This is a genomic window from Lentibacillus amyloliquefaciens, from assembly GCF_001307805.1.
Classification (GTDB): domain Bacteria; phylum Bacillota; class Bacilli; order Bacillales; family Amphibacillaceae; genus Lentibacillus; species Lentibacillus amyloliquefaciens.
In genome coordinates this window covers 1920417-1941108 of record NZ_CP013862.1, presented here as the reverse complement: position 1 = coordinate 1941108, position 20692 = coordinate 1920417, and the positions used below count along the sequence as shown (strand labels likewise).

Here is a 20692-nt window from a genome sequence, read left to right as displayed (position 1 = left end):
ACCCAGTATGGACAGCTATATGAAACATTAGACTAAACATTAAATAGCGAGGAAGCAATCAAGTTTGTGGTATAACAATTCTAGAAGTTTATATATTAGTAAAGACCGCCCCATGCGGTAACATGGAACGGTCAGAATAGACTAACCCCATCAAGAGAGGTTAGGTACCAGGAGAATGATCCTTCAGTGCTCAGCTTAAGCCATTGAGGGGTTATTTATTTTTATCGGACATGATTAATGCTATTAACATGCCGAAAGAAATCATCTATATATTACAGGGCTAAGAAGTCAATTTCGGAGGCCATGTTAAACCAATTGAGAGCGGGAGCATAACAACAGGTTGTAGGTGTTATGCTTTTTTGTAATTAAAAAACAACAACTTCATTCCAAATACTGTTATTATGGTATGAAGTTGTGAACAATTGTACTGAGGCGCAAGTTTTTAAGAAAGAAGGATTTTTGATTGAAGAGTTCTATTATTAAAGATGCTTTCAAAGTTAAACAAACACCCTTTCCGATGCGGCGGGCGATAGGAGCAGCATTAAGTGCCTCCATTCCTGTCATAATCGGTATTTTACTCGGAAGTTTCCAATCCGGTTTATTCGCCGGTATCGGGGGATTTGCGTATTTGTATGTGTTTAATGAAACATACAGACATCTGGCAAAAAAAGTATTTTTCGTCATGCTGGGATTGGCTTCGGCGATGGGGCTTGGTACGCTGACAGCGGCTTCTCCAATTGTATTTGCCATTTTATTAGCCTTAATCGGCGGTGTTGGAACGTTTGTTTTCGGGGCTTTGAAAATTAAAGGTCCGGCGTCAATATTTTTTGTCATTATCTTTGCGATGACTTCGGCGATGGAGATTGATCCGGATGCCGCACTGTCTAGAGCTGCATTAGTTTTCTCAGGTGGGAGTGTTGCTTGGGTTGTTGCGATGATCGGGTGGTTTTCCGATCCTTACCAACCGGAAAGGAAATCAATTTATCGTCTTTATCTGACATTATCCAGTTTATTGCCATCAGTTGGAACGCCGGCATTTCATGAGCTGAAGGAAAACACACTATTTGCTTTAAAAGATGCCGAAACGACATTAGCATCCGGTTATATTTCTTGGCGCAGCACCGATTATTTTAAGCGTTTATATGTCTTAAATGAACTGGCACATACAATATGGGGAGATATCCTGGAATTAGAGTCTGAAGGGAAAAAGGAAATTTCTCCTGAAATGGCTGCTTATTTAAAACAAGTTGCGGAATCGCTTGAAAAAGGAAGTCAGGTAAAAAGTATACCTGCACCCGCCATCAACCATCTAAGCTTTTTGGAAGAACATTTACTTGCCAAAATGATAGAGGCGAATGCTGTCATTCATGAACCATTTCCAAATCTAGACCAAGAAATACACTTGCACAAACAGCCGGTTCATAAACAATTTGCGGACGCCTTTGACAAGAATTCCGTTGTATTTTTGACGTCCCTTCGATATGCCATCGTTTTAGGGATTGCAGCTTTGATAGCTTTTTCCTTTGAGTTTGACCGGTCATACTGGATTCCGGTTTCTTGTGGTTCGGTGATGCTGGGCTCTACCATTATCAGCACATTTCATCGCTCCATTCAGCGTTCGATTGGCACACTGGTTGGGATTATAGTCGCTGTCATCATACTTACGGCCGGACCGGCACCGATTGTTGTCGCACTATTAATTGGGATGTTTCACTTTTTAACAGAAACCTTTATGGTTCGCAACTACGCATTCGCTGTTACATTTATAACACCAAACGCCCTTTTGATTGCGGAAAGTACAACACAACTTCAGAATCCAGCTTACTTTGCGACTGCACGTATAACGGATGTCATAATCGGTTGCCTGATTGGGATAATAGGCGTTCTCCTGGTTGGTCGCCGATCGGCTTCTAGTCGATTGCCTCATTTAATGTCAAAAACAATTCGAAGTCAGTCGCAGTTATTTTTCAGGATTTTCTCTGATAACAGTGTTGTGGATGATTACAGCAATATTCGAAATAAAATGCGAACCAATTTAAATAATTTGCGAACGGTTTATGAAACAGCGCTGGGTGAGATCCCTAGTAATGTTGATTCTTTAAGTCTATTGTCACCTGCATTATTTTCAATGGAACAGCTTGATTATTTTCTTGATGCTGCCGCTCAGAATGGTGTCAGAACAACATTGACTGAAGATGAAGCTGCTCGGTTTTTATATATTTTCGAGACAATGGCGCAGTCAATCGAACGAGAACAATTACTTAAAACGTTTGATATACCGACCATTCCAAAGCATGGCAGAATTCGTCAGGAAATAAGCACATTGCAGGAATCACTATCTTTATCTTTAAATCAATCGGTTAAAAGGAGTTAAAATGAATATGTCCGGAACCAGAAGAGAAAATATCAAGATTGGACAAAAAGTGCGCGTTGTGCAGAAACAGGACCAGCGCTCCGGCAAATTGACAGAAGGTGCTGTGTCCCGAATACTGACAAATTCTGCTTCACACCCGCATGGCATCAAGGTTAAGCTGGAGAATGGCACTGTCGGAAGAGTGAAAGAAATCGTGGACTGAATAACAGTCTGCTGTACCTGTGATAAGCTGAAAAGCTGGATGAACGGAAGAATTGCTTTTAAAATGAATATAAGTCTATTAAGATGAGAATTATCAAGCTGAAAGAATATAGTTATTTATAGAAGTAGCACGCCAGACCTATTATGAAAATAGAAATTTCTGCAGTTGTATTATAAATTCACCTTGGTCAGAATAATAATGAAAGAGTGAATCGCTGCAGAAGGGTTGTACCAAAGGTTCATGGTGACGGATACTTTAAAAGAATATTTTAAAAGACAAGATCTAATCGTGAGAACGGAGCGTTTACATGGAAAATGAGTGGGACATAGCGCGAGATTCGCTTTCCCAAATAACCGTTGTTTCAAATCCGGAGAATAAACCCGTCACCGTATTTGGACATTCTGATGATTTGAAGTGTGTTGGTGTGGGGACAGATGCGGCTGTTTTTCAAAATTATTACGTCCCATCTTATGCATTTAAAGTTTACGCTGAGGACAAAATATCCAAGATTAATGTGGAGAAAAACATTTATGACATGCTGGAAGGTTCGCCTTATTTCCCGAAATGTTTTGCCGCATACAATCAATACCTTGTCTTAAGTTATGAGAAAGGGACAACGCTTTTCGACTGCCTCTTGCAAGGTATTCATATTCCTAAACAAGCTGTTAAAGACGTGGATGATGCAAGAGAATATGTACGTGAAAAGGATTTAAACCCTCGGGATATGCATTTGAAAAATATATTGCTGCAAAACGGCAGAGCCAAAGTAATCGATGTCTCAGAATATATACAGCCGGGCAACGACCGTCGCTGGGAGCATTTAAAACAAGGATATGAGAGCTATTATCATTTAATTGATGGCACTTCGATCCCGTTCTGGTTAGCGGAAACAATCCGAAAGTGGTACAACCAGCGGCATAAATACTTTTCCTCATTCGATGAATTTATGAGAAACATTTTAAAGCTTACAACGTTTAAAAAATGAAATGAGACAGAGTGCCGGAACCTTTGTCGCAAACAAACATGAGAAGTAATCGCCAACACGAGTTATGGGGCGGTTGCTTCTTTTTTATTTAAAAGAAGGTGTAACATGTCGCTTTAAATGTCGTCTGTATTATAAAGAAGGGCGGGGATCATGATGAAAAAAGGGTTACTTATGTTAATGGTTATAGGTATCATTATGCTGGCAGCGGCCTGCAGCAATGATTCAGAGAACAGTAAGCAAGCCACTGATAAAGCAGAACAAAACACAGAAGAATTCGCAGTGGAAAACAATCAACAGTCTGACAGCGCTGCAAATGAACAGGGAACTGCTTCAACTGATGGGGCGGAGGGCGAGTCCGGATCCGGTGAAGGCGATACGGTATCGCAGGCAAATGAAGGCAGCCAATCGGACCGGAAAATCATTTATACCGCGAATCTCCGTATTGAAGTGACGGATTATCAGGAGACGGTGGATGCTATCCATGGTGAAGTATCAGACCGCGGCGGCTATATTGTAGAATCGAATATGCATGAAGGCGATGGAGAAAGAACGACGACATGCCAGGTCAAGGTGCGTGTTCCTCAAGAGCAATTCGAGGCATTTGTACAGAAAGTGGAAGATGGCAGCAATCACGTAATGGAAAGCTCAACATCGGGCAGGGATGTGACAGAGGAATACGTTGATCTGGAGTCCCGTCTGGAATCGAAGCAGGTTGTGGAAGAAAGGCTGCAATCATTTATGGAGCAGGCTGAAGAAACAGAAGACCTGCTGACGATTTCGGATGACCTTGCCACCGTACAGCAGGAAATTGAAGAATTAACGGGACGGATGAATTATTTGGAAAACAAGGTTGATCTGGCGACAGTCACCATTCATATTGAAGAAAATAATGTGTCCTTATCAGGTGAGGAAGATTTAAACACGTGGGAAAAAACGAAAGACCAGTTTATGAAAAGTGTTAACTTCCTGCTCTCGGCGTTTTCCGGGATTTTCGTATTTGTTGCGGGAAACTTGCCGGTATTGCTGATTTTAGCGCTTATTGGTACAGCAGTTTTCTGGGTGATTAGAAAGCGGCGGAAGAAAGACGAGTAAAAGTTGAGATTCCTTTAGCCTGCTGGATAGACCGATTTTATAAACTACAGCGATTTTGCCTGAATCTACAGCGCAGCATGCCAAATCACGTGGGGGAATCCGTGCACGTCATTATTTCGCAAGCCACTTGGTAAGCGGTGAAACACCCAGACTTTGGATGACAAGTGAAATCAATACGGCGGCGAACGCCAGTGAGATAATCATGTCGCTATCACCGGAACTTTTAGCTTGCAGTTCCAGTATCAAATACACGGACATGGACCCTTTTAAGCCAGACCATGAAATCAAGGCAGATTCGCGCCAGCTCATTCGCTTTCGCCATTCCTTGAAAAATTGGGTAGTTCCCATAATGATGGCAAACCGCACCAATAATGAAACGGCGAAAATGATAAACGCAAAGCCCCAGGCATTAAATTGCAAAAATTTGGCCGATTCAATTCCGATTAATAAAAACAGCAAAGACAAAACAGATAATTCAGCTATACTCCAAAAACCGTTCAATGTATCTTTGAAATGAGCTTCTCGGACACTCCGGCCGTATTCAAACGAAAGCATAATTCCGGAGAATACAGTCGCCAGCACACCTGAGACGCTGATCAGTTCGGCAAGGTTGAACGAACCATAAGCAATCACAATGCTCAGCATCACCTGATATTCTCTATGGTGGGTGTAATGCACCGCCTTGCTCATCAGCCAGCCAAAGGCAATCCCAAGTGCTGCACCGCCAAGTGACACAATTAAGAAATCAGTTACAAAATTCATGACGGTGAACGATTTGCTCTGGGTCAGCATCCCGGCAAGAAATGAAAAAATCACAATGCTTGTCCCGTCATTGATCAACGACTCGCCTTCAACTACAGAGGAGATTTTCTTGCTGCCGGAAGACTCCTCAAGTATGGACACGACCGAAACGGGATCAGTCGGTGTTAGGATCGAGGCAATGACGAGTGCGCCAATGAACGATAAGGAGACAAACGGGCCGCTCAAGGCAAAAATGACCGCACCAAGAATTGCAACAGTCGCCATGATGCCTATCGTTGCCAGGAAGGTGATGATTCCGGCATTTTTCCTGAAATTGGCCGAAGAAAAGTTATACGCGGAAGTAAATAGAATTGCCGGCAAGAAAACATGATAAATCATTTTGGCGGTCACTTCGATGGAAGAAAAGTAGGGTATAAACGATAAACCGATTCCAAGCACGACCAGTAAAACAGGGACCGGTAAGTAGCTCTGTTTTTTATCAAATGTGAATAACAGGTAACCGATTAACAACAATAAAATAATCTGTGCAGAAGACATGACCATTCTCCTTGTATAAGTACTCTTATGCGCAATTCCCCGGCTGTGGAATAATAAACGTCCTCAGTTGCTTTTGGGAGGGAACTTAAGATCGATAACATAAACATCAGCCGGAGAGCAGACATTCTATTGTCTTTTTTTGCCGCAGAGGCTTAGAATGAAAGGTAAATGAATTTTATTGGGGAGAAATTATATTGAACGTTGTCACACGCGGGCTGCGGCTGGTCATATCCGCATATGCGCTGCTTTATTTTGTTACATATTTCTTTGATATCAGGAGTTTGGAGATTGTGCATGCCATACTTGGATTTATGCTGCTCGTTTTGGCTGTTGTGCATGTAAAGATTCGTTATATCAAACTTCCGCTATTCCTGTTTCTCACGGGATTTACCATCATGATCGTTTCAGGCGGCCCTTTCCTGGAAAATATGGCAAGTGGCTTACGTCAGATGAGCAATATCATCGGCTTACTGGCGGTGGTTCCTGCAATCGGCTGGGTGCTGAGGTCAGAACCTTACATAGAGGACATCATCGGGCTGGCTCATAACTTTCTCAATACAAGCCGGAAGTTTTATTTCGGCGTTCTGTCGTTCACGCATATTATTTCCTATTTTCTGTTGTTTGGCGCCATTCCGATGATGTATCAGTTTGTTGATGAGATCTTGAAAAATCAGCGCGGTGAGGCGTGGGAAAATTTTAAAGGCACCGCTCTCTTGCGCTCGTTTGCCTTGTCAACGCTGTGGGTGATCAGCATTCCAAGTTTTGCGTATGCGGTCGAAGCATTAAATGCCTCATTGCCGATAGCTATTTTGCAGGGATTTTTACTTGCCATGGCAGGCCTTCTGATCGCTGTCACGTTTTCATATTTTGAAGAAAAGAAGTATGGCATTGATCTGACAGCTGAAATTCAAAATGAAATAGAGACAGTACTCAAGACCGCTTCAGACCGGAAAATACAAAAACAGCGAACGAAAGAATTCGGCTTTCTGTTCATTACGCTGTTCGGCACGATTTTTTTAATGTATGAAATGATTAATCTTGAGCTGATGATCCTTATCCCGATTGTCATCGTCATATGGGCAGGTATTTATTTTCTCATTAAGAAAAGACCTGCATTACTCATGTCCGAAATAAAGGAATACTATCAAAATGGATTAGCAGGGAAAGCGTATCAATTCAGTGTCCTGACATCGGCAGGGGTGATGATACACAGCTTGAATCAAACTGGGGTCGGCACGGTAATCATTGACGGTGTTTATGCATTTCAGGAAGTATTGCCTTTCTTTAATATGCTATATTTCTTGCCGCTGATTATTATTATACTCGGATTTATGGGGCTTGGACCGCTGACAGTCATGGTTCTCGTTGCAGGTATTCTGGAAAGTATCTCGCTGCCATACCCGCCTGAGCTGATTGTTCTGGCAGTCACTTCCGGCAGTGCCATCTCTATTCTGCTCTCACCGCTGATCATGCCGGTGATTGTGCTGAGTGCGGCGAATGGCGTGAGTCCATTTAAAAACGGACTGAGATTCAATTATAAATTCGCGCTTGTGCTGTACGTACTGGTACAGATTTATGTTCAATGGATGGTAATTGTTTAAAAAGTTTGAAAGAATGATTCCATTTGAAAGGAGCCACTTGATGAAAATTGTTGTAACAGGCGATACCCATTTGAAAGCGTCCGGTAAGCTCCCGTCCCGATTGACCGAAGCGTGTCTGTCAGCTGATCTGATCATCCATACAGGCGACTGGAAATCGGTTGAGGTATTAAACGAGCTTTCCCGGTATGGTGAAGTAACTGGGGTGTGTGGCAACATTGACGGAGAAATTATTCAGGAGCGGCTGCCGGTGAAACAGCTGCTGGAAATAGATCGGTTTAAAATTGGTGTTGTGCATGGCCACGGTGAGAAAAAGACAACTGAAAGAAGAGCGATTGAAGCTTTTTCTGAGGAACAGCCGGATGTTATCATTTTCGGTCATTCACATATTCCGATGATTCGTTATTTAAAAAAACAGTTGCTGCTCAATCCGGGTTCGCCGACAGACAAGCGGACCCTTCCATATTACTCATTCGCCATACTTACAATCAGTGATGAAATCCATGCGGAACTCGTTTTTTTCAATTAAAAACTGATACATCCAGAAAACATTTTTTTTTCAAGCCAAAATATGAATGTTGTGTGACAAAACAGCAAACAATCTGTTACAATATAGTCAAGAAACCGTTTACACTATCAACTGGAGATGATATATATGGGTATCACATTGATGTTTATGGTTTTGGGAACTGCCACACCATTCATTTTCCTGTATTTGAAAAACAAACCGCTTGCAATTGTGCAGTCAATTCTGCTCGCAGGCATGTGGCTTTATTTTATCCAAGTGATGTTCCTGGGTGTGGTTCCTGCAGTGTTCTCCATAACGTGGATCATGTTCTACACAAGCTTGATTATGTCCGCGGTGGGCTGGGTAATGTTCATTATTAACATGGTAAACATGTCAGAAAAATATAGGGGACTTACCAATAAAGAAATCCGAGAAATTTAAAACCTCTTTCCACTGTTGGGAAAGAGGTTTTTTTTTCATTTTGGCGAGACGAATGATACGTTGAGGGCATTAACAGCAGCCTACATAAAGCCGAATGACATTGTGAACAATGAACCTGCGATGAGTATAGCAAAGATGATGGCGCCATGGAACATCATATTCCATGGTGCGTTGCCAACTCCGCGTTCAATCAAATGCATGAACAGGAAGAGCTGAATGGCTGCTTGGATGACAGCCAGTAAAAAGATAGAAATGACAATCCACATGACCGGTAAATTGGAACCCAGTGCTGCCCATGCAGCCACAAATGTCAATATAACTGATGTCACGTACCCAATGATGTGTTGAATTGGAAGTTTTTTGGATTGATTTGCCATATTATACCACCATCCCAATCAGGTAGACACCTGTAAAAATGAATATCCAAATGACATCTAAAAAGTGCCAGTACAGTCCGATTATGAATATTTTTCTGCTTGTGATTGACGTTATTCCTCGTTGGGCAAGCTGCATCAGCAATAGAATCATCCAGCCGATTCCGAATGTCACGTGCACACCATGTGTACCTGCAAGAATAAAGAATGCAGACCAGTATGCACTGGACTGAAGGGAAGCCCCTTCTGAAGCATAATGATAAAATTCATATATTTCAAAGCCGAGAAAGCTTAGACCGAGGGCTAATGTGATGGTCAGCCAGGTCATCATGCTTTTTCTGGCCCCACGCCGCATTTCATGAACGGCGATGCCGCATGTGAAGCTGCTTGTCAGCAGGATGAGTGTCATCACAAGCGTGGTTCCCGGTTCAAACAGCTCCATTGGGGCCGGGGCATCCGCTGTGCGGCCAAACAGCACAGCGTACGTCGCAAATAACGTTCCGAACAATGCCATTTCTGCTGCCAGAAAGATCCAAAAGCCAAGGATATTCATTTGGGCGTCTTCAGTTTGATATTCCAGCGGTGTGGTGTTTTCTTCATGCGCACTCATGTTATAACCCCCTTGCCGAGCGTTCGGTCTGCTTGATTTCTTCCACGTCTATGTGACGCCCCTCATCATAATCAAATGAACGGATGCCCATAGTCACGAGTATAGTGACTAATCCGGCAACTGCCAGCCAAATCCACTCAAAAACAAGTGCAAAACTGGCAAAGAACATGATGGCCGACATGATAAACGGCTGTCCTGTACTGTTTGGCATATGAATTGGTTCAACTTTTGATTCATCATAGATCGTTTCACCTTTTTGCTTCATATCCCAATAAGCATCATGTTCTTTAACATGTGGTACAACGGCAAAATTGTATTCCGGTACCGGTGTAGGTGTTGCCCATTCAAGTGTTCTGCCATCCCAAGGGTCACCGGTTTGCTCACGTTCACTATACCGGTAGCTGTAATAAATGTTATACACAAACACGGCGAAACCAAGTCCCATACCGAATGCACCAATGGTTGAAATCACGTTCAGGTTAAACCATTCCGGTACGATATGAAATACGCGCCGCGGCATGCCGTCCAGACCCAGGAAGTACTGTGGCAGGAAGCAGATATGGAACCCAATGACGAAAAGCCAAAAAGCCCATTTCCCGATTCGTTCGTTCAACTTGTGGCCGAACATTTTCGGATACCAGTACACAAGTCCGGCGAAACAGCCGAAAACTGTTCCTGCAATCAGGACGTAATGGAAGTGTGCAATCAGAAAATATGAATTGTGGAACTGGTAATCGGCAGCGGCCATGCCAAGCATAACCCCTGTTATACCGCCAATGGTAAAGCTTGGGATAAATGCCAGTGCCCACATCATCGCCGTTGTTGTTCGGATTCTGGATTTATATAAGGTTGCCAGCCAATTGAATATTTTCACGCCTGTCGGTATAGCAATTGCCATGGTTGTAACTGAGAATATGGAATTGACAAATGCTCCGGCCCCCATTGTAAAGAAGTGGTGCACCCAGACAAGGAAACTCAGCCCGGCAATCAGGATAATCGACCAGACCATGACGGTGTAACCGAATAATCGCTTTCTGGCAAATGTGGCAATAACCTCGGAAAAAATACCGAATGCCGGAAGTATCACAATATAGACTTCCGGATGCCCCCACATCCAGAACAGATTTGCCCACATCATTGGCAGACCTTCACCGGCCAATGTAAAGAAGTGTGAGCCAAAAATCCGATCGATCGTCATGAGTGCCAACGCTATTGTCAGAATCGGAAAGGCAAATACGATGATGAACATGGTAATGAACGTTGACCAAGTGAAAATTGGCATTTTAAACAAGGTCATACCCGGTGCACGCATTTTTAAAATCGTCACCATTAAATTAATGCCTGTTGCCAGTGTACCAATCCCTGACAGCTGTAGTGCGAGCAGGTAAAAGTTCTGTCCCGGCCCTTGACTCATGATATCACCGGCAAGCGGTGTATAACTGGTCCAGCCGGCATCAGGTGCACCACCGATGACAAATGAAACGTTAAACAGCATGGCCCCGAAGAAAAAGGACCAGAAACTCAATGCGTTCAGATAAGGGAATGCAAAGTCACGCGCCCCAATCTGTTGCGGCACGACGATATTCATTAAACCAATCAGAAACGGCATTGCCATGAAAAAGATCATGATTGTTCCGTGCGTCGTAAAAATTTCATTGTAATGCTGGGCGTTCAAGAAGTTCATATCCGGAAAGGCCAACTGCGTCCGCATCATCAGTGCGTCAGAACCTGCACGGAACAGCATTGCGAGCGCACTTAAGATATACATGATACCAATCCTTTTATGGTCGACGGTCGTCAGCCATTCGCGCCAGAGCCATTTCCATTTTTTAAAATAAGTCAACAGGAAGATGATGGCGCCCGAGACGAGTGTAATGGCAACCATCCCGGCATATATAAGCGGCTCTCCCGTAACAAAAAATTCATCAAGACCCATTATTCTTCACCTTCTTCCCCGGATGGTCCGTGTTCGTGATTTTGGCCATTTTTTAGTTCCAGCTGTTCGGCAAATGCATCCCGGTGGCGTTCAATGGAATAGTCCATGCCGTCTTTCGTGCCATGGTCGACCCACTCAAGGTGTGTCGATGAAAATGCCATCGTATCCACGAGCTCCGGTTTCAGCAGTGAATCATATTTTTCCTGTGTCAATTCAGGCGCCGAGTTTTGTGTTGATTCCACCCAGTCCTGGAAGTCACTGCTGCTTTCGGCATGTACTTTGAATGTTTGTTCCGCGAAGCCTTCACCATTAAAGTTGGAATTGCGGCCCTGGAATACGCCTGTTTCATCAGCTTGCAAGTAAAGTATGTTTTCCATGCCGGCCATGTTGTACTTTTGGCCGCCTAAAGCAGGTATCCACAAGGCTGTCATCGAATCAGCCGAGGACAAGTGGAATTCGATGCCACGGTCTGTCGGGATGTGCAGGTAATTGACCGTTTCAATGCCCTGCTCAGGATAACTGAAAAACCACTTCCAGTCCGCAGTTGTCGCATGAATGACAAGCGGTTCTTGTTCTGCCGAAGATTCCGGCGGTTCCTCAAGATCGAATAATGTTGTAATGGTTGGGATAGAAAGCGAGGTAACAATCATAATCGGAATAATTGTCCATATGATTTCAATCGTCCTGTTACCGTGAAGATCCGGCTTATATTCAGCTTTCCGGTTTGGTTTATCCCTGTATTTTACAACCATAAAAATAAAGAGAGAAAATACGACAGCAACGACACCAAGCAAGAATATGAGTGAATAGAGAATCAAATCCCGCTGACTTTCCGCAACCGGACCCTTTGGATCCAGGACGGTTAATTCGCTGCAACCGCTGAGCAGCAATATAAGTCCAATGAGTATAAAGACAAGCCCTTTGCTCAGATGCTTCCGTGTATGTCTCATGAAGCAACACCTCTGCTATTCGTTAGTGATATGTTTTTCATTATAAATCTAGTGCAAACCTGTGACTAATTGTATCAGACGCTTTCCCGTTTTTTTCGAGTGTCAATCATTCGTTGAAAAATGGTCATGAAATTGTGATATTTTGTTGGAGGAGGCGGCGTTTGCTTCCGTGTGAGTGTTGTATGGGCGTGAGAGTCGAAACATGGGCTTGAGAATGAAAACATGAGCCACCGCACAAAAATAGAATCATAAAAAGCCGCATTCTCATCCGAAAATGCGGCTGTCATCAAAATTAGTCATCTGTCATTGTCTTTTTGAAACAAATAAACGTAAAGAGTACTGCGGCAATGACCCAAATGGTAATAATGCCGAGTGGAAGCCATGAACTGGTATCATGTATCTCAATTGCCTGCATGATCGGAAATGTATCAGTAATTGTCATGACGATGCTATCTTCGGAAAACCCGAGCGCTTCAATCATCGGTGTAAAACCAAACAAAAACATGACGGGCATCAGATAGGCTGATGTGGCAGCAATCGAATTTGAAAACAGTCCAATACCGATGCCGAGCAATAGAAAGAATAGGAATAACAAGACCAACCCAATGAGGGGCCGGAAACTCAAAAACGGGTCAATGCCAACAATCACCAGTGATATACCAAGAGATACGAGCGTTATAAGTCCAGTTACAAGACTTTTGCCGATAATGATATCAACAAAGGAAGCTGGTGAAAGAATCAGTCCACGTAATGTTTTCTTTTCGTTTTCTTCAGCCATCATGGTCATCATGCAGCTTGATGTGACCGCCGAAAATGTCACCCCGACAATCAAGTAGATCAGGGAAAGTGGAAGTTCACTGCCCATACGTTCATAAATTAATGCCAATACGATTGGAATCAGCGGCATCGTCAACAGCATCATATTTTTCATGAAGTCTTTAATATCTTTTTCAAAAATGGCACTTATACGTTGGACGTTCATTATACCAGCTCCTTCCCGGTCACTTTTAGAAAGATTTGGCCAAGTGTCGGATTATCCGTATGCATTGTTTTCACACGCCCGCTTCCGATAAGTTCTTTGATTTGATCGGCATTTTCCGGTTCATTGTCAATGACCAGTCGTTCGCCTGAAAATGTTTCCACATGAAATGCATGTGTCGAGTATTTGTAGCGGAGTGCATCCGGACTGTCCAATTCCTGCAGTTCGCCATTGTGCAGAAAGGCAACCCGGTCACATAATGCTGTCGCTTCTTCCATATTGTGGGTTGTCAAAAAAATCGTTGTCCCGGCTTCATTCAGCTTCTGCAGCCCGCGATGGATTTGTGCCATGTTAGCCGGATCTAAAGACGACGTCGGTTCATCGAGAAATACGAGCTCGGGTTTATGAATGAGTGCTTTCGCGAGCAACACGCGCTGCGTCATACCTTTGGACAGCTTTGAGACCGTCTTTGACTGTTCGTCTTGCAAATTGACTTCTTTTAAAATCGCATCAATCGCATTAAGCGGTGCATGGTATAATTTACAAAATAATTTCAGGTTGTCGTAAACAGTCAGCCGCTCATACAGTGAGCTATTATCTGAAAGAATTCCGATTTTCGATTTAAAATAGGAAGTCCCAAATCGACTCGAATCAATCCCCAGGACGTTCGCGTCACCGGTTGTCTCACCGAGTTCACCTGTTAAAATTTTAATCGTTGTTGTCTTACCCGAACCACTCGGCCCCAGAAGCCCGAAAATTTCACCCTTTTTCACATTAAAACTGACGCGTTTAATAGCTTCATTGTGGCCAAAAACTTTTCGTATTCCCTGTACTTCAATTGTATTGTCCAACTGAAAACCTCCTTTTCTTAACTGCTTCAATCATAGCGGAAAATAAAGGAGGCTTCAGTTTAATTCGGATGGAATGTACTCTCAGGAAGATGAAGTGTACCGGATCAATGATAAAAACATCCTTCTGAAAACCGCTTGAGGCATCATTTTAAGATGAACTGTACTTATTTCAGGCTGAATTTCTCCTGGATGTCTTGAATTTTGGTTCGTGACAGTGGAATCGTGGACTGTACGCGATTGTCAATTCTGAGTGAATAGGTGTTTTTTGACCATGTAATGATTTCGCGTACTTTCTGCAAGTTGACGATATAGGACCGGTGGCAACGGTAAAATCCATACACTTCTAATTTCTTTTCGATTTCAGCAAGTGTTGAGTCCATTGCATACATTTCATCATTAATAATAATCATGGCTTTTCCATCCTGGCTTTCGATGTAGTCGATCTCAGGCGGATCAAATAAAATCATTTTATCATCCACTTTTGCCGGGATTTTGAATAAATTAGCGGTCGTTTGCGCGCCGGTGGTTCCATCTTCAGGTATTTCATCTTCACCGTCATCGATCTCAATCGGCTGCATACCGCTGTCCTGCAGTTTGTAAGCGGCATCGCCCAAAAGCAGCGCGTGTTCCATATTGGATATCAACACAAGTACAGGCGTGCCATCCTCCCTGATTCTTTGAAGCATATTGATGAAGGTATCGATTGTCTTGACATCAACCCCATGAATTGGCTCACGGAAGACCACGGGATTGGTGCCGCTCATGTAATATTTAGCAAAATACACCCGGTGCAGTTCCGATTCCGAACATTTGTACAGCGGCGTTTTGGCACAGCTATGAAGCTCAAACTGCACAAGAATTTCCGGCAGCGGTGTCCGGCTGCCGAACCATTTGCGATAGAATGAAAGATTAGCTTCAACTGTCAGCCGAATATATAAACCTTCCTGTCGGTCAAAAACAGTCACCCCGGCGTTGCTGCGGAGAATTTTCACCAGTTCAGCCTGCATGTCGATGTCACTGTAGACCGCAGTGGTATATGAATCATCAATGGTAAGGGAAAACGCGGGCAGTGCCTCACCGTTTATAATGTCATGATCAATTTTAAAATGGCCCATTCGGTCAAACTCCTGTTTTTAGAATACTAATAAGCTTTTATTAGTATAACATGGAAAACAGGACTTAAGAATTAACTTTTGTAAAAGTGCTTATGTCGTTAATCTGCTTTGACACTCTTTATAGTTGCAGGAGGCATTGCAGGCATAACCGCTTCGATATCGCCGCTTGAGGAGTCTACAGCGATTTTGGATCGAACTATAGCGATTCGCGTCAGATCTACAGCGATTCCAGGTTAATCTACAGCGCACCGCTGAAAACTACTGCTTTTTCAATTTCAGCAAACGAAACAGCGTAATGACTTATCCGATACCGGTCAATAAAGAAACAGAGGCGTGGATTGAGTAGCCATTATAGTAAAGCTGTTCTGTCAATCATTAACCGCCATACGGCCAAGTGGCCCATTTTCATTGATAAGATCCTGGATGTCATAAACGGATACCGGAAACATCGGAAATCCGAATACATACGGCGTTATGTCGTACAGCTGAAAATATAGGACAAGCACTTTATCGGCGATGTAAAAATCCTGATCAGGCTGAACCTCAACAGGGTCACCGAACGTCTGGATATTACGCCGTTCAATTTGTTCATTAACGAGTTCTGTCAGCCGCTCCACATAGTTGCTTCCCGGTCGAAACAGATCACTTAAACTGCACCGCTTCCGTTCTTCCAGATCAAACGTTAATGATGTGATGTAAGTCATGCCATGTGCAGCCTGGTAATGATAGGCATAGTTGGACAATGACAAACTAAGGACGTTTCGTTGGTTATTTTTGATTTCAAAGGACCCATCCATTTCGATAATTGGACTCGACATTTCATCAGCCTGCATATCGATCAGCTGCTGTGTTTCATAGACGATCTGCTGGTTGATGAATGCTTCCATTCCTTGATCCCGCATACCGAAAACGCTCGGATAGACAACATTCTTTTCCGGCCCGCCGCTGATGGTAAGCGGTGTGACTTGAACAGGCAGTGGTTTTGGCATAATGTTCACCTTCTTCTGGTTTTATGCCCAGTATATTCGGTAAGAAGAAAGGTTGTGCCTTGTGAAAGGGAATCAATTATAACTCGTCTGCATATTCGTTAGCATGACTCCGGGTATTAGATATATCTTTTCTTATGAAAATCAAATAATAGCTGAGGTTGTTTCGGATGAATTGTTCTAAAAGGGTTTAGTTATAAATAAAATGAACCAAGAAGGATGAGGTGGTGATTAACACAATGATTGAAACTAACTATTTGGATATTAAAGGGATGCACTGTTCCAACTGCCCAACCAAAATTGAAAAAGCAGTTTCAGAAATTGCCGGCGTAAAGGATATAAATGTAGCTTTATCAGATGAAAATGCACAGGTAACGTTTAATCGGAACTTGACTGGGATTTCAGAAATTATTGATAAAATTGATACAGTTGGATTTGAAGCGAAAAAGGTTTCCGGATAATCAGACGACAATAATATACGGTACAAATATCCCGAAAAAGTAACCGCAGTTCACGGTTACTTTTTTAATTTTGAGAGTCGCATCAGCAATACTGTTCATAAGCTTAGATGTATAAGTTTATAAAACTTCGCTGGATTGATAAAATGAAAAGCAATACTGGTATCAGAAGGGAGTTTGCTTTTAATATGGATACGTTTCAGGCGTTGGTACTTGAAAAAACGGGAGATGAAGCTAATTTAAACATCAGACAATTGCACATGGAAGACTTGCCGGAAGGGGATTTAACCATCCGTGTTGCTTATTCCAGTGTGAATTTTAAGGATGGGATGGTGGCCATTAATCACCAGCTTGTCGAATCTTATCCTTTAATACCGGGCATCGACTTAGCCGGCACAGTTATTGATTCGCAGGATGAGCGGTTTAATGAAGGTGATGAGGTCATTGTGACAAGTTATCAATTAGGCACTGGCCATTCCGGAGGGTTTAGTGAAGTGGCACGTGTACCTGCTGATTGGGCGGTTCATTTGCCAGAAGGCTTGTCTCTAAAAGAAGCGATGATTCTTGGAACAGCAGGTTTTACTGCAGGATTATCCGTGCAAAGGCTAGAGGATAATGGCTTGGAACCAGACAAAGGGCCTGTTCTGGTGCCCGGCGCTACAGGTGGTGTGGGCAGTCTTGCTGTTAATATACTGGCTAAGCTAGGTTATCATGTGACAGCCAGCACTGGTAAATCAAATGAACAGAATTATCTTAAAAATATAGGAGCAAAAGATGTCATTGAACGTCACGAAGTCGAGGATACCGAGAAGAAGCCGGTTCGCGGAAAAAAATGGGCCGCTGCTGTCGATCCTGTCGGCGGGAGGACACTTCAATACATTTTGAGTACGTTAAAATATGGCGGGTCTGTTGCGACAAGCGGTTTAACCGGTGGTACAGAAGTGTCGGCATCCGTGCTTCCCTTTATTTCAAGAGGCATTAATTGGCTTGGTATCGACTCAGTTAAATGTCCGATGGAAGAACGCGTGAATATTTGGCAACGTTTGGCGGGAGAATTTAAACCAGTCATTCATGAAGAATTGGTTAATGAGATTTCGTTAGACGAACTTCCAAATGTCTTAAACGATATCATAGACAGCAATGTGCGTGGCAGAACATTGGTCAAGCTATCATAGCAATCAGTGGGGAAAGAAAGGACCCCCACTGATTGAAGATTCACTTTATCTTCCGAAGTGGTGTATCCATCAGGGTACATCTTTTTTGTATACCCCATGGTTGCTGAAACTATCTTACCCAGAGCTGATTGAAGAGCATGTCTATGCGACGACACCGCACGCCTTTTCAAAAAAGAAGAAGTTATACCAAAGCATACAAAAAATCTAAAAGGTATTTTTAGTTAATATCTTGAATATGTCTTTAAGAGACAGGGTTGTATACCTCATTGTACTTGTTTAAATTAACCATTTTTGCCTTTGTCAAATGTTTCGTGCAGCGTTTCGATGACATCTTCTTCTTTATCGTTATGGTTTACTGCGTTAACGTTCATCATTTTCATCATCCTTTCGCTTATACCTTGTCCAATTCTGAGGTGATTTATACATGAAAGAACTAACCATTCGGCTTAAAGAGGATACTTATAATCAGTTGAAAGAACTGACTGAACTTGAAAATTTAATTAACCGCCACCGTGATAAAAATCGGGATGATAATTATCAGATTGAAGATTTTGTGGTTGGCTGTATAATCGATAAAATGGAACAAATCAATCATTTCAAGCCGATTAACCCGCTGATCGAAAGTGGCGGTCAGCCTGTTATAAAAAATCGGTTTAAAGAGATAGCGAAACAGAAAGATATTTATATCAAGGATATTGCCGATCAATTAGACATGAAGCCGCCTAATATTAGTAAAATTTTCAATAACGTTTCCCAGCCCAGACTGGAATTGTTTATTAAAATTTGGATAGTGCTTGGAAGTCCGCCACTGCATCAGTGTCTGTATCTGGAAGGAGATTAAGTTGTTGCTTAATCTTCTTTTATTGATGTCAAAATGTGGTTTCTTTATCCCACATGTAATGGACAGTAATCCGCCCAGAAACGGCGGTTAACTGTTCCTAAATGTCCGATTCTGTTCAACTAACATTCAGCGGGAAAAGCATTCCGCTGAATGAAGTTTCACTTTATCCAAAACAAATGGTAAAAGTCAATTTTTCCAATATTTTGCGTCATCAGGTGTCATAGGACAAGCCTCGCTTCACATATCCTTAAACATAACAAAAATGAAGACAACATATCGAAAACATTATGGCATATAGACTAGGCGGCTTAATCCGGTATTTTGAAATAATGGCAAACGATATTCCATCTCGGAACGTTGCAGTTCAATTCATGGGAATAACGTGTTTGCAGAGATGGGTCGAATAAGTTCCTGATTCAAAAGGGAAGGATGACGTTATATGACAGTATTTGAAACGTTGGTTATAATGATTACGTTTGGATCATTAGTGGCTGCTGTCATGTCAAATCAAAAGAAATAAGAACCCTTGCTGATGTGGTGAACTAATCATAAGCGGAATGAAAAGTCATCATAAAATGGCTCCGCGTCTGGGTCGATTTAAAAATTAGCTGTTGCATTTCTTCCTTGCAAAAGCTTTTAGTTCCATATATCAAAATCGGTTTTGAAAAACAGATCTCACGTATCTTTGATGTGATTGTATTAAGGTTGGAATAATGTGCACAAAATGCTTTCTATTTACGCGGGTTGATCTTTTTCAAAATCATATGTTCCAGCCATCTCCATGGCAACAGGGTTTTCAACCGGGTCATGGTTTTGACGTTTTTACCAACGGGATAACGAAGGTTGGGATTATTTTCTTGAGTGACTTTGACAATCAACCGCGTTACTTCTTCCGGATCATCGGCTGTTTTAGCGATGTGGCTGACCATTTTCATTAAAGTTTCGGTTTCCTCGCTATATGGGGATTCTAAATCAACATTGAAATCACTCATCCCTTTTGACCAGATATCTGTTTGATAAGAACCCGGTTCAACCAGCACGACATGTACACCATGCGGTAGCATTTCGAGTCTCAGCGCTTCACTAAATCCTTCAACAGCAAACTTTGATGCCGCATATGGTCCGAGACCGGGAAGGGCCATTCTTCCGCTGATGCTGGAAAGATTAATGATGGTACCGTCCTGTCTTTTTCTCATATGGGGAAGGACGGCTTTCGTTACGGCAATCAACCCAAAAAGATTCGTTTCAAATTGCTCACGCCAAGCTTCAAGCGGTACTTCTTCCGTAAACCCACCCGCAGCATAGCCGGCATTGTTGATTAGCACATCAATGGCGTCAAAGCGGTTAATGACTTCCGGCACTGCCGAATCAATGTCCTCTTGGTTGGTTACATCCAGCCTGATACAGGCGATGCTTGCTTCTACACCTTTTTTCCGTGCTTGTTCCATCAGATTCTCACTCTTTGATAAATCCCGCATCGATGCTACCACTAAATACCCGGCTTCAGCACATGCGAGACTCGTAAGCAAGCCGAATCCACCTGATGCACCGGTGATGAAAACGACCGGCTGGTTTGGCGTATGAAAAGTCATCTGCGTCACCTCACTGACTTCATTTTAGCAATCTGCCGGAATGTCGGCAATAAAATCCCAATGTTTCCCAGTTTTGTTATAATGGAAGATTTGAGGCCGGTGTATCATGAAGGTTTAAGCTGAAAAATACTTGTCGTAAGTACGGGACCTGGCCAGTTTATCTTTCGCTCGAGGTCTGCATAGCCATAAACTTTTTTAAAAATAGCATTGCATGTTAGATGCTGCGGGGGACAATGATTCCGTACCTCTTGTCCCGAAGTTTATAAATAAAGTCATGTGGTAATAGGTACAATATACTTATTTACCTATTTTTAAGGGAGGGTTGA

Annotated in this window: 21 protein-coding genes; 11 read left to right on the top strand and 10 right to left on the bottom strand. The window is 42.7% G+C overall.

Going from position 1 to position 20692, the window contains the following annotated elements:
- Positions 1 to 463 precede the first annotated feature (463 nt).
- The 4 genes from AOX59_RS09670 (at position 464) to AOX59_RS09655 (ending at position 4653) form a co-directional block, all read left to right on the top strand.
- Entirely contained in the window at positions 464 to 2374 is a 1911-nt protein-coding gene (locus AOX59_RS09670; RefSeq protein ID WP_068445083.1) for an FUSC family protein, read from the top strand.
- 7 nt (positions 2375 to 2381) lie between these two features.
- Positions 2382 to 2576, top strand: a complete 195-nt coding sequence (locus AOX59_RS09665) for a YwbE family protein (protein WP_068448250.1) — start codon at positions 2382 to 2384, stop codon at positions 2574 to 2576.
- Between the two features lie 307 nt (positions 2577 to 2883).
- On the top strand, positions 2884 to 3561 hold the full coding sequence (locus tag AOX59_RS09660; RefSeq protein ID WP_068445081.1) for a serine/threonine protein kinase: 678 nt from the start codon (positions 2884 to 2886) through the stop codon (positions 3559 to 3561).
- Between the two features lie 150 nt (positions 3562 to 3711).
- Entirely contained in the window at positions 3712 to 4653 is a 942-nt protein-coding gene (locus AOX59_RS09655) for a DUF4349 domain-containing protein (RefSeq protein ID WP_082684178.1), read from the top strand.
- A gap of 111 nt (positions 4654 to 4764) precedes the next feature.
- Here AOX59_RS09655 and AOX59_RS09650 read toward each other — a convergent pair whose 3' ends face one another.
- Positions 4765 to 5952 carry a cation:proton antiporter gene (locus tag AOX59_RS09650; RefSeq protein WP_068445079.1) on the bottom strand — a complete coding sequence of 396 codons (1188 nt, stop codon included), beginning with the start codon at positions 5950 to 5952 and terminating at the stop codon, positions 4765 to 4767.
- A 194-nt stretch (positions 5953 to 6146) separates the two neighbouring features.
- Between AOX59_RS09650 and AOX59_RS09645 the strand changes: the two genes are divergently transcribed.
- From AOX59_RS09645 to AOX59_RS09635, 3 genes are all read left to right on the top strand, one after another.
- Positions 6147 to 7553 (top strand): hypothetical protein, encoded by a 1407-nt coding sequence (locus tag AOX59_RS09645; RefSeq protein ID WP_068445077.1) that lies wholly within the window; start codon positions 6147 to 6149, stop codon positions 7551 to 7553.
- Positions 7554 to 7593: 40 nt separating this feature from the next.
- Positions 7594 to 8079, top strand: a complete 486-nt coding sequence (locus AOX59_RS09640) for a metallophosphoesterase family protein (protein WP_068445075.1) — start codon at positions 7594 to 7596, stop codon at positions 8077 to 8079.
- Positions 8080 to 8205: 126 nt separating this feature from the next.
- Positions 8206 to 8499 carry a hypothetical protein gene (locus AOX59_RS09635; protein WP_068445074.1) on the top strand — a complete coding sequence of 98 codons (294 nt, stop codon included), beginning with the start codon at positions 8206 to 8208 and terminating at the stop codon, positions 8497 to 8499.
- Between the two features lie 80 nt (positions 8500 to 8579).
- Here the strand turns inward: AOX59_RS09635 and AOX59_RS09630 are convergent, their stop codons facing one another.
- The 8 genes from AOX59_RS09630 to AOX59_RS09595 all read right to left on the bottom strand — a co-directional run bounded on the left by AOX59_RS09630 (position 8580) and on the right by AOX59_RS09595 (position 16303).
- Entirely contained in the window at positions 8580 to 8876 is a 297-nt protein-coding gene (locus AOX59_RS09630; protein ID WP_082684177.1) for a cytochrome C oxidase subunit IV family protein, read from the bottom strand.
- Between the two features lies 1 nt (position 8877).
- Complete coding sequence (gene qoxC, locus AOX59_RS09625; protein ID WP_068445072.1) at positions 8878 to 9483, bottom strand: cytochrome aa3 quinol oxidase subunit III; 606 nt, start codon at positions 9481 to 9483, stop codon at positions 8878 to 8880.
- Position 9484: 1 nt separating this feature from the next.
- Positions 9485 to 11419, bottom strand: a complete 1935-nt coding sequence (qoxB, locus tag AOX59_RS09620; protein ID WP_068445070.1) for a cytochrome aa3 quinol oxidase subunit I — start codon at positions 11417 to 11419, stop codon at positions 9485 to 9487.
- Entirely contained in the window at positions 11419 to 12369 is a 951-nt protein-coding gene (qoxA, locus tag AOX59_RS09615) for a cytochrome aa3 quinol oxidase subunit II (protein WP_068445069.1), read from the bottom strand. The genes qoxB and qoxA overlap by 1 nt, the downstream gene beginning before the upstream one ends.
- A gap of 292 nt (positions 12370 to 12661) precedes the next feature.
- Entirely contained in the window at positions 12662 to 13351 is a 690-nt protein-coding gene (locus AOX59_RS09610; protein ID WP_068445067.1) for an ABC transporter permease, read from the bottom strand.
- Positions 13351 to 14199 (bottom strand): ABC transporter ATP-binding protein, encoded by an 849-nt coding sequence (locus tag AOX59_RS09605; protein ID WP_068445065.1) that lies wholly within the window; start codon positions 14197 to 14199, stop codon positions 13351 to 13353. Before AOX59_RS09605 ends, AOX59_RS09610 begins: the two co-directional genes overlap by 1 nt.
- 164 nt (positions 14200 to 14363) lie before the next feature.
- Positions 14364 to 15314 carry a response regulator transcription factor gene (locus AOX59_RS09600; RefSeq protein WP_068445063.1) on the bottom strand — a complete coding sequence of 317 codons (951 nt, stop codon included), beginning with the start codon at positions 15312 to 15314 and terminating at the stop codon, positions 14364 to 14366.
- A gap of 368 nt (positions 15315 to 15682) precedes the next feature.
- Entirely contained in the window at positions 15683 to 16303 is a 621-nt protein-coding gene (locus tag AOX59_RS09595; RefSeq protein WP_082684176.1) for a DUF3298 and DUF4163 domain-containing protein, read from the bottom strand.
- Between the two features lie 236 nt (positions 16304 to 16539).
- Here AOX59_RS09595 and AOX59_RS09590 point away from each other — a divergent pair, with 236 nt between their 5' ends.
- The 4 genes from AOX59_RS09590 to AOX59_RS20730 all read left to right on the top strand — a co-directional run bounded on the left by AOX59_RS09590 (position 16540) and on the right by AOX59_RS20730 (position 19294).
- The gene (locus AOX59_RS09590; protein WP_068445061.1) at positions 16540 to 16761 is read left to right on the top strand and encodes a heavy-metal-associated domain-containing protein; all 222 of its coding nucleotides are present in this window, start codon (positions 16540 to 16542) and stop codon (positions 16759 to 16761) included.
- Between the two features lie 185 nt (positions 16762 to 16946).
- Complete coding sequence (locus AOX59_RS09585) at positions 16947 to 17933, top strand: acrylyl-CoA reductase family protein (protein ID WP_068445060.1); 987 nt, start codon at positions 16947 to 16949, stop codon at positions 17931 to 17933.
- A 424-nt stretch (positions 17934 to 18357) separates the two neighbouring features.
- A complete protein-coding gene (locus AOX59_RS09580) occupies positions 18358 to 18774 on the top strand; it encodes a helix-turn-helix domain-containing protein (protein WP_068445058.1) in 417 nt (138 codons plus the stop codon).
- A 439-nt stretch (positions 18775 to 19213) separates the two neighbouring features.
- A complete protein-coding gene (locus AOX59_RS20730; RefSeq protein ID WP_418000790.1) occupies positions 19214 to 19294 on the top strand; it encodes a putative holin-like toxin in 81 nt (26 codons plus the stop codon).
- 211 nt (positions 19295 to 19505) lie between these two features.
- Here AOX59_RS20730 and AOX59_RS09575 read toward each other — a convergent pair whose 3' ends face one another.
- Positions 19506 to 20366, bottom strand: a complete 861-nt coding sequence (locus AOX59_RS09575) for an SDR family oxidoreductase (protein ID WP_068445056.1) — start codon at positions 20364 to 20366, stop codon at positions 19506 to 19508.
- Positions 20367 to 20692 lie beyond the last annotated feature (326 nt).

What these genes read in the sequence shown, in the direction of transcription:
- AOX59_RS09650 (WP_068445079.1), bottom strand. Translation starts at nt 5,952, where the DNA reads ATGTCTTCTGCACAGATTATTTTATTGTTGTTAATCGGTTACCTGTTA.
- AOX59_RS09610 (WP_068445067.1), bottom strand. Translation starts at nt 13,351, where the DNA reads ATGAACGTCCAACGTATAAGTGCCATTTTTGAAAAAGATATTAAAGAC.
- AOX59_RS09660 (WP_068445081.1), top strand. Translation starts at nt 2,884, where the DNA reads ATGGAAAATGAGTGGGACATAGCGCGAGATTCGCTTTCCCAAATAACC.
- AOX59_RS09640 (WP_068445075.1), top strand. Translation starts at nt 7,594, where the DNA reads ATGAAAATTGTTGTAACAGGCGATACCCATTTGAAAGCGTCCGGTAAG.
- AOX59_RS20730 (WP_418000790.1), top strand. Translation starts at nt 19,214, where the DNA reads ATGACAGTATTTGAAACGTTGGTTATAATGATTACGTTTGGATCATTA.
- AOX59_RS09600 (WP_068445063.1), bottom strand. Translation starts at nt 15,314, where the DNA reads ATGGGCCATTTTAAAATTGATCATGACATTATAAACGGTGAGGCACTG.
- AOX59_RS09595 (WP_082684176.1), bottom strand. Translation starts at nt 16,303, where the DNA reads ATGCCAAAACCACTGCCTGTTCAAGTCACACCGCTTACCATCAGCGGC.
- AOX59_RS09635 (WP_068445074.1), top strand. Translation starts at nt 8,206, where the DNA reads ATGGGTATCACATTGATGTTTATGGTTTTGGGAACTGCCACACCATTC.
- qoxA (WP_068445069.1), bottom strand. Translation starts at nt 12,369, where the DNA reads ATGAGACATACACGGAAGCATCTGAGCAAAGGGCTTGTCTTTATACTC.
- AOX59_RS09575 (WP_068445056.1), bottom strand. Translation starts at nt 20,366, where the DNA reads ATGACTTTTCATACGCCAAACCAGCCGGTCGTTTTCATCACCGGTGCA.
- AOX59_RS09580 (WP_068445058.1), top strand. Translation starts at nt 18,358, where the DNA reads ATGAAAGAACTAACCATTCGGCTTAAAGAGGATACTTATAATCAGTTG.
- AOX59_RS09630 (WP_082684177.1), bottom strand. Translation starts at nt 8,876, where the DNA reads ATGGCAAATCAATCCAAAAAACTTCCAATTCAACACATCATTGGGTAC.
- AOX59_RS09655 (WP_082684178.1), top strand. Translation starts at nt 3,712, where the DNA reads ATGATGAAAAAAGGGTTACTTATGTTAATGGTTATAGGTATCATTATG.
- AOX59_RS09590 (WP_068445061.1), top strand. Translation starts at nt 16,540, where the DNA reads ATGATTGAAACTAACTATTTGGATATTAAAGGGATGCACTGTTCCAAC.
- AOX59_RS09665 (WP_068448250.1), top strand. Translation starts at nt 2,382, where the DNA reads ATGTCCGGAACCAGAAGAGAAAATATCAAGATTGGACAAAAAGTGCGC.
- qoxB (WP_068445070.1), bottom strand. Translation starts at nt 11,419, where the DNA reads ATGGGTCTTGATGAATTTTTTGTTACGGGAGAGCCGCTTATATATGCC.
- qoxC (WP_068445072.1), bottom strand. Translation starts at nt 9,483, where the DNA reads ATGAGTGCGCATGAAGAAAACACCACACCGCTGGAATATCAAACTGAA.
- AOX59_RS09585 (WP_068445060.1), top strand. Translation starts at nt 16,947, where the DNA reads ATGGATACGTTTCAGGCGTTGGTACTTGAAAAAACGGGAGATGAAGCT.